The organism is Methylobacterium sp. Leaf85, from assembly GCF_001422125.1.
Taxonomy (GTDB): Bacteria; Pseudomonadota; Alphaproteobacteria; order Rhizobiales; family Beijerinckiaceae; genus Methylobacterium; species Methylobacterium bullatum.
Map to the genome: position 1 here is coordinate 52,746 of NZ_LMME01000030.1, position 14,386 is coordinate 67,131.

Annotated in this window: 16 protein-coding genes; 13 read left to right on the forward strand and 3 right to left on the reverse strand. The window is 69.7% G+C overall.

Features of this window, described 5'->3' with window-relative positions; all coding sequences use genetic code 11:
* Window positions 1–104 precede the first annotated feature (104 nt).
* Window positions 105–773, reverse strand: coding sequence for a GntR family transcriptional regulator (locus ASF08_RS15090; RefSeq protein ID WP_056146759.1), 669 nt, complete (start codon window positions 771–773; stop codon window positions 105–107).
* 299 nt (window positions 774–1,072) lie between these two features.
* On the opposite strand from ASF08_RS15090, the gene mdcA reads away from it, so the two are divergent.
* The 10 genes from mdcA (at window position 1,073) to ASF08_RS15135 (ending at window position 8,534) form a co-directional block, all read left to right on the forward strand.
* Window positions 1,073–2,719 (forward strand): malonate decarboxylase subunit alpha, encoded by a 1,647-nt coding sequence (mdcA, locus tag ASF08_RS15095; RefSeq protein ID WP_056146760.1) that lies wholly within the window; start codon window positions 1,073–1,075, stop codon window positions 2,717–2,719.
* 14 nt (window positions 2,720–2,733) lie between these two features.
* Window positions 2,734–3,045, forward strand: a complete 312-nt coding sequence (gene mdcC / locus ASF08_RS15100) for a malonate decarboxylase acyl carrier protein (protein WP_056146763.1) — start codon at window positions 2,734–2,736, stop codon at window positions 3,043–3,045.
* Window positions 3,045–3,977, forward strand: coding sequence for a biotin-independent malonate decarboxylase subunit beta (locus ASF08_RS15105; protein WP_056146764.1), 933 nt, complete (start codon window positions 3,045–3,047; stop codon window positions 3,975–3,977). Before mdcC ends, ASF08_RS15105 begins: the two co-directional genes overlap by 1 nt.
* A complete protein-coding gene (mdcE, locus tag ASF08_RS15110; RefSeq protein ID WP_056146766.1) occupies window positions 3,964–4,695 on the forward strand; it encodes a biotin-independent malonate decarboxylase subunit gamma in 732 nt (243 codons plus the stop codon). Before ASF08_RS15105 ends, mdcE begins: the two co-directional genes overlap by 14 nt.
* The gene (mdcG, locus tag ASF08_RS15115) at window positions 4,688–5,359 is read left to right on the forward strand and encodes a malonate decarboxylase holo-[acyl-carrier-protein] synthase (RefSeq protein ID WP_056146768.1); all 672 of its coding nucleotides are present in this window, start codon (window positions 4,688–4,690) and stop codon (window positions 5,357–5,359) included. Before mdcE ends, mdcG begins: the two co-directional genes overlap by 8 nt.
* On the forward strand, window positions 5,356–6,219 hold the full coding sequence (mdcB, locus tag ASF08_RS15120) for a triphosphoribosyl-dephospho-CoA synthase MdcB (RefSeq protein ID WP_056146769.1): 864 nt from the start codon (window positions 5,356–5,358) through the stop codon (window positions 6,217–6,219). The genes mdcG and mdcB overlap by 4 nt, the downstream gene beginning before the upstream one ends.
* The gene (locus ASF08_RS15125) at window positions 6,216–7,157 is read left to right on the forward strand and encodes an acyltransferase domain-containing protein (protein ID WP_056146771.1); all 942 of its coding nucleotides are present in this window, start codon (window positions 6,216–6,218) and stop codon (window positions 7,155–7,157) included. The genes mdcB and ASF08_RS15125 overlap by 4 nt, the downstream gene beginning before the upstream one ends.
* Before the next feature lie 69 nt (window positions 7,158–7,226).
* On the forward strand, window positions 7,227–7,478 hold the full coding sequence (locus ASF08_RS24220) for a hypothetical protein (RefSeq protein WP_082473225.1): 252 nt from the start codon (window positions 7,227–7,229) through the stop codon (window positions 7,476–7,478).
* Window positions 7,479–7,711: 233 nt separating this feature from the next.
* Complete coding sequence (locus tag ASF08_RS15130; RefSeq protein WP_026175858.1) at window positions 7,712–8,161, forward strand: GNAT family N-acetyltransferase; 450 nt, start codon at window positions 7,712–7,714, stop codon at window positions 8,159–8,161.
* Window positions 8,162–8,240: 79 nt separating this feature from the next.
* Window positions 8,241–8,534 carry a hypothetical protein gene (locus ASF08_RS15135; RefSeq protein WP_056146777.1) on the forward strand — a complete coding sequence of 98 codons (294 nt, stop codon included), beginning with the start codon at window positions 8,241–8,243 and terminating at the stop codon, window positions 8,532–8,534.
* 18 nt (window positions 8,535–8,552) lie between these two features.
* Here the strand turns inward: ASF08_RS15135 and ASF08_RS15140 are convergent, their stop codons facing one another.
* Window positions 8,553–9,749, reverse strand: coding sequence for an App1 family protein (locus ASF08_RS15140; protein WP_056146779.1), 1,197 nt, complete (start codon window positions 9,747–9,749; stop codon window positions 8,553–8,555).
* An 87-nt stretch (window positions 9,750–9,836) separates the two neighbouring features.
* A complete protein-coding gene (locus ASF08_RS15145) occupies window positions 9,837–10,826 on the reverse strand; it encodes an Ldh family oxidoreductase (protein ID WP_056146781.1) in 990 nt (329 codons plus the stop codon).
* A gap of 260 nt (window positions 10,827–11,086) precedes the next feature.
* On the opposite strand from ASF08_RS15145, the gene ASF08_RS15150 reads away from it, so the two are divergent.
* From ASF08_RS15150 to ASF08_RS15160, 3 genes are all read left to right on the forward strand, one after another.
* Complete coding sequence (locus ASF08_RS15150) at window positions 11,087–11,383, forward strand: hypothetical protein (protein ID WP_056146782.1); 297 nt, start codon at window positions 11,087–11,089, stop codon at window positions 11,381–11,383.
* 311 nt (window positions 11,384–11,694) lie between these two features.
* Complete coding sequence (locus ASF08_RS15155; protein ID WP_056146784.1) at window positions 11,695–12,798, forward strand: tlde1 domain-containing protein; 1,104 nt, start codon at window positions 11,695–11,697, stop codon at window positions 12,796–12,798.
* Window positions 12,799–13,187: 389 nt separating this feature from the next.
* Entirely contained in the window at window positions 13,188–14,360 is a 1,173-nt protein-coding gene (locus ASF08_RS15160; RefSeq protein WP_056146786.1) for a zinc-dependent alcohol dehydrogenase, read from the forward strand.
* The last annotated feature ends 26 nt before the right edge of the window (window positions 14,361–14,386 follow it).

The following is a 14,386-nucleotide window of genomic DNA, read 5'->3' on the forward strand; positions in this document are numbered from 1 at the left end:
CGCCCCACCTCTCGTAAGGGGCGAACTCCGCCCCTTGCCCGGAGCAAATTCCAAACCAAAGCACGACTGGCGGACTCATCCGTCCGTCGTCGCGATTGATCGCCTCACGCACCGGCATGTTCGGCGATGTAATGGCCGATGGCGCTGGCGGCGTTGAGCATGTGGGCGCGCATCCGCCTCGCGGCGGCGTCGCCGTCGCCCTCGGCGATGGCCGCCAGGATCTCGCCGTGCTCGGTGCGCGAGCTCCGGATCCGCTCGCCATGGCGCAGCTGCGTGCGGCGAAACCCCGAGAGCCGCGTGCGCAGGGCGAGCGCCTGTTCCAGCAGGAAGCCGTTATGGGTGGCGCCGTAGAGGGCCTCGTGGAAGCTGCGGTTCAGCGTGTCGTAGGCGTCCACATCGCCCGCCTCCACCATCGCCTTCGATTGGGCATGGAGGTCCATGAGGTGGCTGCGTTCGAGCGGCGTCATCCGGTAGGTGGCGAGGCGCACGCACATCGCCTCGAACTCGGCGGTCGCCTCGAACATGTCCATGATCCGCTCCGGCGTCATCCGGGTGACGACGACGCCCCGGCGCGGGCGCAACTCCACGAGACCGTTGAAGGCGAGCTGGCGCAACGCCTCCCGCACCGGCGTCCGGGAAGCGCCGAAGCGGTCGGCGAGATCCTGTTCGTCCAGGGCCGTGCCCGCGCTCAGGGTGCCGGCCGCGATCTCGTCGGTCAGGGCGTTGCGGATCAGGTCGGAGAGAAGCCCCCGCTCCTCGGCGATGCCGTCCATGGTCGTCGTCCCCTCCCCGCTTGCGTTGCCGGCCCGCCTTACGATGTCCCTCATCGCAGATGGGGCGGATCGTCAAGCGGGATTGGGATGCTCCTAGCACGTCCGGAATGCCGAGGCCTCGTCCTGTCGCCATCTCGTATTCTTTACCTCGCCGATAACCCATATCGGTATACCCAGAATTGACTTGGTCGCCGGACGGGGTACGCATGGTGCGATACGGGACGGTCCGCGACTTGTCGCTGGCCGCGCGTTCCCACGGTCTCCGCCGATGCGGGGCCGGATGACGAGAGGCGGATCGGATGGCCGATTGGCGGGTGCAGCGGAAGGCCAGGGACGCGCGGATCGAGCGCGGCCGGGTCCATGCCGAGGGCAAGCTCGTGGCCGCGTCGGCGGTGGTCGACCTGCTGGAGGCGGTGCTGCTGCCCGGCGACCGGGTCTGCCTCGAAGGCGACAACCAGAAACAGGCGGATTGTCTCGCCAGGGGCTTGAGCGCCTGCGACCCGGTGCGGGTCCACGACCTGCACATGGTCCAGTCCGGCATCGTGCTGCCCGAGCATCTCGACATTTTCGAGCAGGGCATCGCCCGGCGCCTGGACTATTCCTATTCCGGGCCGCAAGGCGCGCGCATCGCCCGGATGCTCTATGGCGGGCAGATCGCGCTCGGCGCGGTGCACACCTATCTCGAACTCTTCGCGCGCTACTTCATCGACCTGACGCCCAATGTCGCGCTCATCGCGGGCGTCTCGGCGGACCGCGACGGCAATCTCTATACCGGCCCCAACACCGAGGACACGCCGACGGTGGTGGAGGCCACCGCCTTCAAGAACGGCGTCGTGATCGCGCAGGTGAACGCGATCGTCGACCGGGTCCCCCGTGTCGACATCCCCGGCGACCGGGTGGATTTCGTGGTCGAGGCCGACAGGCCGTTCTACGTGGAGCCGCTCTTCACCCGCGATCCGGCGGCGGTCACCGAAACGCAGATCCTGATGGCCATGATGGCGATCAAGGGGATCTACGCCGAATACGGCATCCGCCGCCTCAACCACGGCATCGGCTTCGGCACCGCCGCCATCGAGCTGCTGCTGCCGACCTTCGCCGAGCGGCTCGGCCTCAAGGGCAAAATCGCCACCCATTGGGCGCTCAACCCGCATCCGAGCCTGATCCCGGCCATCGAATCGGGCTGGGTCGAGCAGATCCACTGTTTCGGCTCGGAAGTCGGGATGGACCGCTACATCCGCGAGCGGCCGGACGTGTTCTTCACCGGATCGGACGGAAGCCTGCGCTCCAACCGCGCCTTCTGCCAGACGGCGGGGCTCTATGCCTGCGATCTCTTCATCGGCTCGACCCTGCAGATCGATCTCCAGGGCAATTCCTCCACCGTCACCACCAACCGGGTGGCGGGGTTCGGCGGCGCGCCGAACATGGGCTCCGATCCGCATGGCAGGCGCCACCCCTCGGACCCCTGGATGAAGGCCGGCGAGGAGGCCGGCGGCACCGGCGATCCGGCGCTACGCCGGGGCCGCAAGCTCGTGGTGCAGCTAGTCGAGACCTTCGGCGACAAGCTGGTCCCGGCCTTCGTGGAGCGGCTCGACGCCCTCGAACTGGCGCGCAAGCTCGATCTCGAACTGGCTCCGGTGATGGTCTACGCCGACGATGTGACCCACATCGTCACGGAAGAGGGCATCGCCAACCTGCTCCTGTGCCGGACGCTCGACGAGCGCGAGCAGGCGATCCGCGGGGTCGCCGGCTACACCGATGTCGGGCGCGGCCGCGACCACGCCATGGTCGAGGCGCTGCGCGCGCGAAAAATCATCCGCCGGCCGGAGGATCTCGGCATCGATCCCCTGGACGCCGACCGTTCGCTCCTGGCGGCGCGGTCGATCAAGGATCTCGTGCACTGGTCGGGCGGCCTCTACGAGCCGCCGGCCAAGTTCCGGAACTGGTGAGGGAGCGCCACCCCATGGAAAAGCTGACCTTCCGGCATCGGACGGCGAAGCCCCTGCCCGGCACCAAGGCCCAGGCGATCACCGGCGTGGTCGCCTCGGGCAACCTCGAAGTGCTGATGGAGCGCAGCCTCGCGCCCGACGAATGCATCGTCGAGATCGATACCGCGATCAACGGCTACGGACCGGTCTGGGAGGCGGTGGTCTCCGATTTCGTGGCGCGCCGGCAGCCCGGCGGCCTGCGCATCACCATCAACGACGGCGGGGCACGGCCCGACACCGTGACCCTGCGCCTGCTCCAGGGGGCCCGGCTGATGGAGGCCGTGTGATGGCGATGAGCCCCGTCTCCCTCTCCGCCGATCCCCTCGACCAGAGCTGGTACGAGGCCAGCGCCCGCGCCCGCCTCGACGCTCTCGTCGATCCCGGTTCGTTCGAAGAGTTCCTCGGCCCCGAACAGCGGGTGATGAGTCCGCACCTGCCCGCCTTCGACCTGCCGCGCGCCTTCGACGACGGCATCGTGGTGGGACGCGGGAGCCTCGGCGGTTCGCTCGTCCTCCTGGCCGCGCAGGAGGGCCGCTTCATGGGCGGGGCCTTCGGCGAGATACACGGCGCCAAGCTCGTCGGCCTGCTGCGGGCGGCCCTCCAGGTGAGGCCGGCGGCGGTGCTGATCCTGTTCGATACCGGCGGCGTCCGGCTGCAGGAGGCCAATGCCGGCGAGACCGCCATCGCCGAGATCATGCGCGCCATCGCCGACCTGCGCAGGGCCGGCGTGCCGGTGATCGGGCTGATCGGCGGACGCGCCGGCTGCTACGGCGGCGGCGGCCTCATCGCCGGCACCTGTTCGCGCCTCGTGGTCTCGGAAGGGGGACGCATCAGCGTCTCCGGCCCGGAGGTGATCGAGACCAACAAGGGGGCGGAGGAGTTCGATTCCCGCGACCGGGCGCTGGTCTGGCGCACCATGGGCGGCAAGCACCGCCGGCTCATCGGCGGGGCGGACGCTTTCGCGGACGATACGATCCGCGCGTTTCGCGATGCCGCCCGCGAACAGATCGGCAAGGCGCCGGCCTTCGATCTCGCCACCCTGGAGGCCGAACAGGCCCGCCTCGAAGCCCGCCTCGACCTTTTCGGCGACGCCCGCGACGCCACCGAGATCTGGAGCCGCCTCGGCGTGAACGATCCCGCCGCCGTGCCGGGCCTGGACACGGACCGGTTCGATGCCCTTCTCGCCCGCCTGCCGGAGGCGCCCCATGACGCTCGCTGAAATCCTGGCCTCGCTGTTTCCCGAAGGGCACGGCGTCGAGGTCGCGGACGGCCTCATCGGCGGCGACGGGCCTTTCGGGGCGGGCCGTCTCGCGGTGGTCGGGATCGACGGCAACACCCCGCTCGGGATCGAGGGCGCCTGTCTCCTCGCCGGACGCGTCCTCGATGTGGTGCGCCGGGGCGGCGAGACGCCGATCCTTGTCGCCGTGGATTCCGACAGCCAGCGCATGAGTCGCCGCGACGAGTTGCTCGGCCTCAACGAGTATCTCGCCCATCTCGCCAAGGCGCTGCTCCTCGCCGATGCCAGCGGCCACCCCACCATCGGCCTCGTCTACGGGCACACGGCGGCAGGCGCCTTCATCGCCACCGCTCTCGCGACACGGGTGCTCGCCGCCCTGCCCGGCGCCCATCCGAGCGTGATGGACCTGGCCTCGGTGGCGCGGGTCACAAAGCTCCCCCTCGAGCGGCTGGAGGAGATGGCGACATCCACCTCCGTCTTCGCGCCCGGCCTCGACAACATGGTGAAGGCCGGGGCGGTCCATGCCGTGCTCGACCCATCGACGCCCCTCGGCCCCCAGATCGCGTCCCTCATCGCCGGGAGTTCCACAACGGATGGCCGCGACGCCCTCGGCGAGGTACGCGGCGGGCGGCTCATGGCGCGCGACATCGCCGGGCGGGTGATGCGGGCGGCAACGGGCGACGCGGCCCCCCGTGACTGAGGACGAGGCGTCGGGGCTCGCTCGCCACGACCTCCTGCGCGTCGACCCGGAATCCTGGGCGTGCCTCCTCGCCGGCCGCCGGGATCTCGACGGCGTTCCCCATCTCGCAGAATGGGCCCGTCGCGGCTGGCCGGTCATCACCCGCCGCCGCGATCCCGCCGAACCGGCGGACCACATCCCCGCCGGCCTGCCGCTGCCGCCTTCCGCCGGCAAGCGCCGGATCGGCCTCGCCTTGCCGGCCGCCGCCGCGAGTCGGTTTGGGCCAGTCACCCTGGAGAGCGCGCGTGTAACAGCGCCGGAGGCGTGGCGGCCGGTGGTCGATGAGGTGCTGGCCCTCGGGCGCGAGCACCGCCTCGTGCCGCATGTGTTCGGAAGCCTGCAGTGGCAGGCTTTGACCGGTCTTCCCTATCTCGGGGCCGGCTCCGATCTCGACCTGCTCTGGCCTGTCTCTGGCCGGGTCGATCCCCGGTTTCTGCAGGCCCTCGCGCGGATCGAGGCGCGCGCGCCCATGCGCCTCGACGGCGAGATCGTCCTGTCCGACGGGGCCGGCATCAACTGGCGCGAACTGCTCGACGCTCCCATCGGCGGAACCGTCCTGTGCAAGGGGCGGGAAAGCCTCGCCCTGCGCCCCGCCGCGTCGCTTCTCGCGGAAGTGACGTCATGATCGCCCTCGCCCGCTCTCCGGTCAGGGACGCCCGGATTCCCCTCAGCCCCGGCGACATCGCGGAACGCGCGGTCGAGTCCCTGCGCCGCGAAGTCGAGACCTACCCGAAGCCCGGCCTCGTCAGCCATGTGGATCGCGGCAGCCATGCCGACATGGATGCCGGCACCTTTCGCGCCAGTGCCACGGCCCTCCTGCCCTACTTCGCCGAGTTGGCGTATGCCGGAGCCGCAGGGGCCGGGATGACTGCCCTTCGCCGGATCGGCATCGAGGGCGAAATTGCCATGCGGGAGGCGACGGGCGGGGTGAACACCCATCGCGGCGCCATCTTCGGCCTCGGCCTCCTCACTGCCGCCGCGGGCGCCCTCGCCCACACGGCCCGCCGCTTGCCGCCGGGAGCGCTCGGGCGTCTCGTGAGCGAGCGTTACGGCGAGGCGATCCTCACCGGACCCGTCCTGCTCCATGCGCCGGGCGCGGCGGCTCGGCGGCGCTACGGAATCGGGGGCGCGCCCGCCGAAGCTGCGGCCGGATTTCCGACCCTCTACGCCATTGGGCTGCCCGCCCTGCGCCGGGCGCGGCATCTCCGCCCCGGCGACGAGGAGGCCGCGCGGGTCGAGGCCTGCTTCGCCCTGATTGCTCATCTCGAAGATACCAACCTGCTCCATCGCGGCGGCGAGGCGGGCTATGCCTTCGCCCGCGCCTCGGCCACGGCCTTCCTCGCCGGAGGAGGCGTCGCGCGGGACGATTGGCGGGCACGAGCGGAGGCCATCCACCATGCCTTCGTCGCGCGCAATCTCAGTCCCGGCGGTAGCGCCGACCTCCTCGCCATGACCCTGTTCGTCGACGGACTGGAGGCGGCATGAGTCTCGCGGTCCTGCTCTCGGGCCAGGGTGGCCAGCATCCCGCCATGTTCGATCTCGTGGTCGATCATCCCGCCGCTCAGGAGATCTTCGCGGCGGCGACGCCCCTTCTCGGCGCCGACCCGCGCGACCTCGCCCGGACGGGCGGCCCGGCCCTGCACGGCAACCGCGCGGGTCAGATTCTGTGCTGCGTCGCCGGCCTCGCCGCCTGGACCGTCTTGCGAGACGGGGGGCACGGCCGTGTGGTCCTGGCCGGCTACAGCATCGGCGATCTCGCCGCCTGGGGCTGCGCGGGGCGGCTTTCGCACGCCGCGATCCTGCAGCTGGCCGCCGCCCGAGCCGAGGCGATGGATGAGGCCAGCGGGCCGGGCTACGGGCTCGCCGGCCTTCGCGGCCTGTCGCGCGCGCGGGTCGCGGCCCTGGTCGAGGAGCACGGCTGCCATCTCGCCATCCTCAACGCCGCCGACAGCGTGGTCGCCGGCGGGGCGGTGGCCGATCTCGAATCGCTGTGCGCTCGGGCTCTCGCCTCGGGGGCGGCGCGGGCGGTGGTTCTGCCGGTCCATACCCCCTCGCACACGCCGCTCCTGGCGGCGGCCAGCGCGCGGTTTCGCGCGGCGCTGGCGCGGGCCGAGATCCTGACGCCGTCTCGCCTCGGCCCGTCGCCTCGCCTCCTCAGCGGTCTCGACGGTGCCCCGGTCTTCGATGCCGCCAAGGGGCTCGACAAGCTGGCCGAAGCGATCTCGCGGACCATCGATTGGGCGGCCTGCCTCGATGGCATCCGCGAGGCCGGGGCGCGGGCCGTCCTCGAACTCGGCCCCGGACATGCCCTGGCGACCATGGCGCGGGACGCCATGCCGGGCGCGGCCGTCCATGCCGTCTCCGACTTCCGCTCCCTGTCCGGGCTCACGGACTGGCTCGCGGCACAGGAAGGCGCGGGCTGAACCGCCCCGGCTTCCGCCGTGAACCGTATGCCCCGCCAGCGCGTTGAGGAGTCGGGCGGAGGCTTGACCATGTCGAGATGGATCTACGGGGCCGGTATCCTGAGTGCCGCGCTGGCATCGGCGATCCCCTGTGCCGCTCAGAACATGGCGCTGACACCGCCAGCACCCCGGCCGAGCACCGTCCCGAGCGAGCTCGTCCGACATCCCGAGCCTCCTGCGCGACCGCAGCTCCATGCTTTCAGTGGCGAGCTTCCGAACCAGAGGACCGGCCCGATGCGCAACCGTGTGGTCCGCGACATCTGCATCGGCTGCGACCGCTGAATCGGCGGGTCGGGCGAGGGGCGGACATCATCCAGAAACAGAGCGGCGCGAAACGGATCCGCTGCGCTCCGACTTCCCCCAAGCGAGGCGTGGCGGATGGACGGAGCGGTGTGCCGAGGGTGCACCGCCCCGTCCGTCTTCATGACCGTACGGACGGGTCGCGCGCGAGGAGACGTCCCGAGTTTTCCGCCGGTGGTCTATGGATGTCCCAATGACATCCACCGGAGACGCGTTTGGCTAGCCGCTATGGGCTCGAGATCCGGGCTGCGACCGCTGCCGATGCGGCGGGCCTTGCCGCCCTGTTCCAGGCATCGGGACAGTCCATAGCGGTGAGCGATCTGGCCGAGCGGCTGGAGGCCTTGCGCCTTGGGAGCGGGACGGCCCTCATCGCCGTCGAATGGGGGCCGCCGAGCGGTCTCGTCGTCCTGCACTGGTACCGTTCGCTGACGGCGGCTCAGCCCGTCGCCCAGATCACCGGCCTCCTGGTCGGACCGGACGAGCGCCGACGCGGCATCGGCCGTCTCCTGCTGAAGGCCGCGTCGCAGGCCGCCCGGATGGCGGGATGCACCACCCTCGAACTCGCCGCCGCGCCCGGTGAGGAGACTTTGCCGGCCTTCTGCGACAGCACGGGATTCGAGCGGGCCGGATCCTTGTTCACCCGGCCGCTGCGCAAGAAGAGCTGATACCGGTCACTCCGGGAACCGTGCGTTTCACCGCGTCGTTGCTTCCAGTGATCACTTCGACCCGATCAAGGAGACCGGCATGACACGGACTCTCATCCGCACGACCCTCGCCTCGGCATTGCTCCTCGGCCTCGCCGGTGCCGCCCTGGCGCGCGGCGGCACCGGCGGTGGTGGCGATGGGCTCTCGCCTTACTCGGCGTTGAGCGGCAACGACCGCTCGGCCGGCGTGAACAACGGCAATTACCGCGATCCCCGCCTCGACCCCTATCTGCAGACCTATGGCCGGCGCTACGTCGCCCCCCGCCCCTATGGCGGCGCCGGCGAATACGGCTATCGGCCCTCGCGCCGGGGCTATGACGGATACGGGTACTGACGGGGCGAAGCCCCGCTCTCAGGCCGGCGCTTTCCGGGCGGTGGCTTTGTCGTCGTCCGGTTCGATGATGATCGGCTCCACCGTCTCCGGCATGTCCTGTGACCGGCATTCCGCCAGGATCGCGTCGGCTCCCTCCTTGCCGATGAGGCGGAGCGAGAGTGCATGCTCGGCCATGATGGTGGTGTCCCCCGCCAGCACCAGGCTGCTGCCGGCCTCGAGGATGGCCTGCGACAGGCGCTCGATCTGCTCGGCCCGGCACGGGTCGCGCGAGACGTTGCGGATGTAGACGGCGAGCACCCGACCGGGATTCTCCGAGACGATCTTGGCATAGACTTCCGGGTCGTGCTGGCCGCTGTCTCCGATGAGCACGAAGGGCAGGTCGCCGTAGAGCGCCAGCATGTGGCGTATCAGGTCGCGCTTGTGGTCCTCGGCACGGCGCGGCAGCGGATGGCGCCAGGACAGGCCCCATTCCCGCAGGAACAGCACCGGCCCCGCCGGAATCCCGTGCTGCCGGAAGAACTCGCTGAGCATGTCGTAGATGCCCCAGGGGGCGCGGGAGACGTAGAGCATCGGGTTCGACTGGTCGCCGGTGGCGCCCGCATGCAGCGCCCGGCTCAGGGACGCCGCTCCCGGGAACGCGACGCGGTCCTCCGCATCGGCCACGAACAGCCGCCACAGCATCTTGAGCTTGTTGGCCACGCCCGTATGCATGATCGTGTCGTCGATATCGCTGATGACGACGAAGCGGCACTTCTCCGGCGGAATGAACACCTGCCCCTGCGCCCGCACCGGCGGATCGGCCACGAGTTCGAGTTCGACGCTGTGCCAATGGTCCTCGCCGGCGGGCACGTTCGGTGGCTTGAGGCTCACTCGGAAATAGCCGTCGCGGTCGGTCACGGCAGTCGTCTCGGCCCCGCCGAAGCGCGCGACGACGGACGCATCGGCGACCTTGCGCCTGCGGATGCGCCGGGCGATGTCGCGGAGATCCGCGGCGATGTCGTCGGCCTCGGGGTTCGGCTCGCGGCGTGCCTGCCGGAAGACCCGGCCGATCAGGAAGATCTCCCTCGTCGAGCCGTAGCCGCGATAGGCCTCGATCACGGTCCCGCCCGTCCCCTGCGCCCGGCGCACCGGTCGGGCGGCCAGCGCCAGCAGGCGCCCGCCCGCCCTGCGCCAGCGCGGCGTCGCCCGTTCGGGGGTCGGAGGAGGTGAGGTCATGGGCCGGCCCGAAGCAAGACGATCGTGATCGCGGTCAAGCCGCCGTCGGGGCCGAAGGTTGCGAGGGACCTCTCGGTTCGAGCGTCGTCACAGCCGCTCGATCTCCGCCAGCAGCGTCTCCGAGAGGGTGATCCCTTCCTCGGCGGCACGGGCGCGGGCGGCGAAGCGGCGTGTTCCGGGCAGCCGCGCGCCGTCCTGTTCCGCCACCGAGCGGGCCATCACGGCGAAGCGCTCCAGGGCATTGCCGGCAAAGGCCGTGGCGTCGATGGCGAGGATGAGCTGGCCGGTGGCGGGAGGCTCGCCCTCGGCATCGAGGAAGGACGTGGCTTCGCTGGCGAAACGCGCTCCGGTGAGGCCGGCGGCGAGCAGTTCCACCATGAGGGCGAGGGCCGTGCCCTTGGCATCGCCCAACGGCACCATGGTGCCGGCGAGTGCCGCCACGGGGTCCGTGGTCGGGTTGCCCTCAGCGTCGAGGGCCCAGCCCTCGGGGATCGCCTCGCCGCGCTGCTTGGCGGTGATGATGTTGCCCCGCGCCACCTTCGACAGGGAGAGATCGACGATGACCGGCTCCGCCCCCGGCAGCGGGCAGGCGAAGGCGATGGGGTTGGTGCCGAAGACCGGCCGGGTTCCGCCCCAGGGCGCCATGGAGGCGGGGGCGTTGGCGAACAGGATGGCGACGAGACCCCGTTCGGCCAGGGCCTCCACCGGCCGCCCGGCCGCCCCGCAATGATGCGAGCGCCGGATGGCGGCCGCGGCGATCCCCTGTTCGCGGGCGATCTCCGGCAGGAGGGCGATGGCCGTGTCGAGGGCCGGATAGGCGAAGCCGTGGGCCGCATCGATGGCGAGCAGTCCCGGTTTCGGCTGCGCGCTCGTGACGACGGCATCGCCGACGACCTTGCCCGCCCGCACCTGCTCGCCATAGGCCAGCAGCCGCATGAGCCCGTGGGTCCGCAGCCCGTCGGCTTCCGCCGCGACGAGGGCGCGGGCGACGCTCTCGGCATTAGCAGGCGCGGTTCCGCAGCGGACCAGGGTGTCCGTGGCGAGGCGATGGGCGGCGTCGAGTCGAAGGATCGGCATGGCGTGGCCTTAAGACAGCTCTCCGTGGCCTGTCGAGGGAGAAGTCCGGCTCCGCACCGGGCATCGCCGGAGCCGGCTCTAAGCTGAACGTTCCCGATGGTATGATTTAAGACAAAGCGGCCAGTGGATAAGCTGAGCCGTGGTCGTCAGCCGGTGTGCGACGTATTCTAAAATGAAAATTTCCGGGGCGTTATTTCATTGAACCATGTGGGCAGTGCGACGTTATTAGGTCAAGTTCGTAAGACATGAGGAAATAGACTATGCAGATCAAGACATTCGCCATCGCTGCCGCCTTCGCCGTTTCGCTGAGCGGCGCGGCCTTCGCCCAGACGGCCGCTGGCGGCGGAAGCGCCGAAGGCAACATGAACAATCCCGGCAGCGTGAAGAGCAACGGTGAGAAGGGGGCGGAGCGCATGGGCGGCGCCAACACCACCGGCTCCACCATGGCTCCGGGCATGGCGACCGACGTCCCCTCCAATGCGACACCGGGCGCGCCGGCCGGCTCGAATGGCGGCAACGCCGCCACCGGCAGCGGTGCGGCTCCCAGCGGCAAGTAAGGTTTCGGGGCGCCCGCCACGAAGGCGGGGTGCCGAATGTATGAAGATACCGCCCCGTCCGCCGAAAGGCAGGCGGGGCGCCTTCATAGGGGGGCCGGAAGGTGTTCGGGCGGCCAGTACATTCTCTCGAAAAACATGCTCGCGATTTATCGGTGATTAACCAACTTCGCGCTGAATGGGAGGCATCAAGGTTGATGGTTCCCTAAAACGACATGGACGATCGATGTGACCTTCGCGGGGCTCTTGGCGGAGCTTGGCGAGGTCGTTCGAGGGCCGTGCGGGCAGGGTACGCGTATCCGAGTACAGCCCGCATGATCGACGATGCGTCCACCTATCGCCGCCGCCCACGCCGTTCCCGGCCGCGCAGCCGCGTTCTTCTGAAGACGGCCGTCGTCGCGCTGTTCGTCGCGACCTTTCCCCGGTTGACCGGGTTGGACACGCCCGTGCCCGCCGCGACGGCGCCATACGCCGGCCGGCAGGTCTCCCCCGAGGCAACGCCCGCCGCCGCCGTCCGCAGCTATGCCTGGATGCTCGACCCCTCCCCCGCCTTGGGTGCGCGGACGCCGGACTGGCGTGCCTCTGAGCCCATGCAGGTGGCCGGGTTCGCGGCCCCGCAAGCCTCGCCCGTCGGGATCGCCCCCGGTATCGCGCTCGCCGCCGTGGCGCCGGCCTCCTCAGAACTCGCACCCGCTTCAAGGCCGCTCCAGCAGACGGCCCGCCTCGTCCAGCCGATGCCCGCCCCGGTGCCGCGCCCTTTCGACCTGAAGCCTCTCTCCCGCGAGCCGCGCCTCGCCACCCGCCGCCCGTCGTCGCGGACGGTGGTGGCGGCCCGGCAGGACGTGGAGGCCGAGCGCTCGTTCTTCGAGACGGTGTTCGGCCGGCGTGATCCCGAACGCAGCCCCGCTCCCGCCCTCGCCTATGCCTCCGCCGATACGGGGGCCATCGATCTGAGCCAGCGCCGGGTCCTCGACCGCGTGCCCGCCACGGCGGGCGGCGGGACCGCGATCTACGATATCAGCGCCAGCACGGTGACCCTGCCGAGCGGCGAGCAGCTGGAGGCCCATTCCGGCCTCGGCCAGCACATGGACAACCCGCGTCTCGTCCATGTGCGGATGCGCGGTGCGACGCCGCCCGGCACCTACGATCTGACCGAGCGCGAGGCCCTGTTCCACGGGGTGCGCGCCATCCGCCTCAACCCAGTGGGCGGCAGCGCCGCCATTCACGGCCGCGACGGCATCCTCGCCCATACCTACATGCTCGGACCGAGCGGCGCGTCCAACGGCTGCGTGGTGTTCAAGGACTACAACCGCTTCCTGCAGGCCTATCTGCGCGGCGACATCCGCCGCCTCGTGGTGGTGGCCGGCCACAAGGGCGACGCACCGGCCTCGTTCACGGCAAGGCTGTTCGGTCGCTGATCCCCGGTCGTCTCCCATCCGGCCGATACCCGTCCGAAATACTCCTGTACGCCACGAGGTTAGTTCGCGACGCGTCCTGCATGTCGCAGGCTAACCTCGCGGCGTGCCGTGACAGAGTGGCAGTTTTCCCTGCTGAGACGGCGAATAACTTATGTTTGGTCAGGGTATTTTTCGGGGTCAATAGCCTGTCTTAATTCATACAAACCGAATCGCGATATGCTCAAGCTCGCACTTGCTTGAAGCGGTGTCATCGACATTCTGGAACTCATGGACTCGTCTGGTGTTTTCCACCGGAGTCCTCGGCAACGGGGTTCGGCCCCGCGGCGTCAAGGCCGCCAAGGGCGTCCCCCGGGGCTCGTCATGACATTCCGGCTTCGAGAGATTGCGCGATGAAAGCACTGTGTTGGCACGGCAAGGGTGACATCCGCTGCGATACGGTGCCCGATCCTCGGATCGAGGATGCGCGCGACGTCATCATCAAAGTGACGTCCTGCGCCATCTGCGGCTCGGACCTCCACCTGATGGACGGCCAGATGCCGACCATGGAGAGTGGCGACGTCCTCGGCCATGAATTCATGGGCGAGGTGGTCGAGGTCGGCCAGGGTTTCACCAAGTTCAAGAAGGGCGACCGCATCGTCGTGCCCTTCAACATCAATTGCGGCGAATGCCGGCAGTGCAAGCTCGGCAACTGGTCGGTCTGCCAGCGCTCGAACCGCAATGCCGAGATGGCGGCCGCGCAGTTCGGCTACACCACCGCCGGCCTGTTCGGCTATTCGCACCTCACCGGCGGCTATGCCGGCGGCCAGGCGGAATACGTGCGCGTGCCGATGGCCGATGTGGGGCCGATGCTGGCGCCGGAAGGCGTCGACGACGAGTCGCTGCTGTTCCTCACCGATATCCTGCCCACCGGCTGGCAGGGTGCCGAGCATTGCGAGATCAAGGGCGGCGAGATCATCGCGATCTGGGGCGCGGGCCCGGTGGGGCTGTTCGCGATCCAATCCGCCAAGATCATGGGTGCCGAGCGCATCATCGTCATCGAGACGGTGCCGGAGCGGATCGAACTCGCCCGGAAATACGGTGCCACCGACATCATCGACTTCATGAAAGAGGACGTGTTCGAGCGGATCAAGGAGATCAGCAAGGGCGAGGGCGCCGACGGCGTGATCGACTGCGTCGGCATGGAGGCCACCGCCGGCCACGGTGTCGCGGGGATCGTCAGCACCCTGCAGGAGACATTCACCTCGACCGAGCGCCCCTACGTCCTCATGGAGGCGATCAAGGCCGTGCGCCCCTGCGGGATCGTCTCGATCCCCGGCGTCTACGGTGGCCCGCTTCCCATCAATATGGGCTCGATCGTGCAGAAGGGGCTCACCCTGAAGAGCGGCCAGACCCATGTGAAACGCTACCTGGAGCCGCTGACGAAGCTGATCCAGGAGGGCAAGATCGACATGACCTCGATGATCACCCACCGCTCCACCAACCTCGCGGACGGCCCCGACCTCTACAAGACGTTCCGCGACAAGAAGGACGGCTGCGTGAAGGTGGTCTTCCACCCGAACTGAAGGCATGTGCGGGGATATGGCCCGGA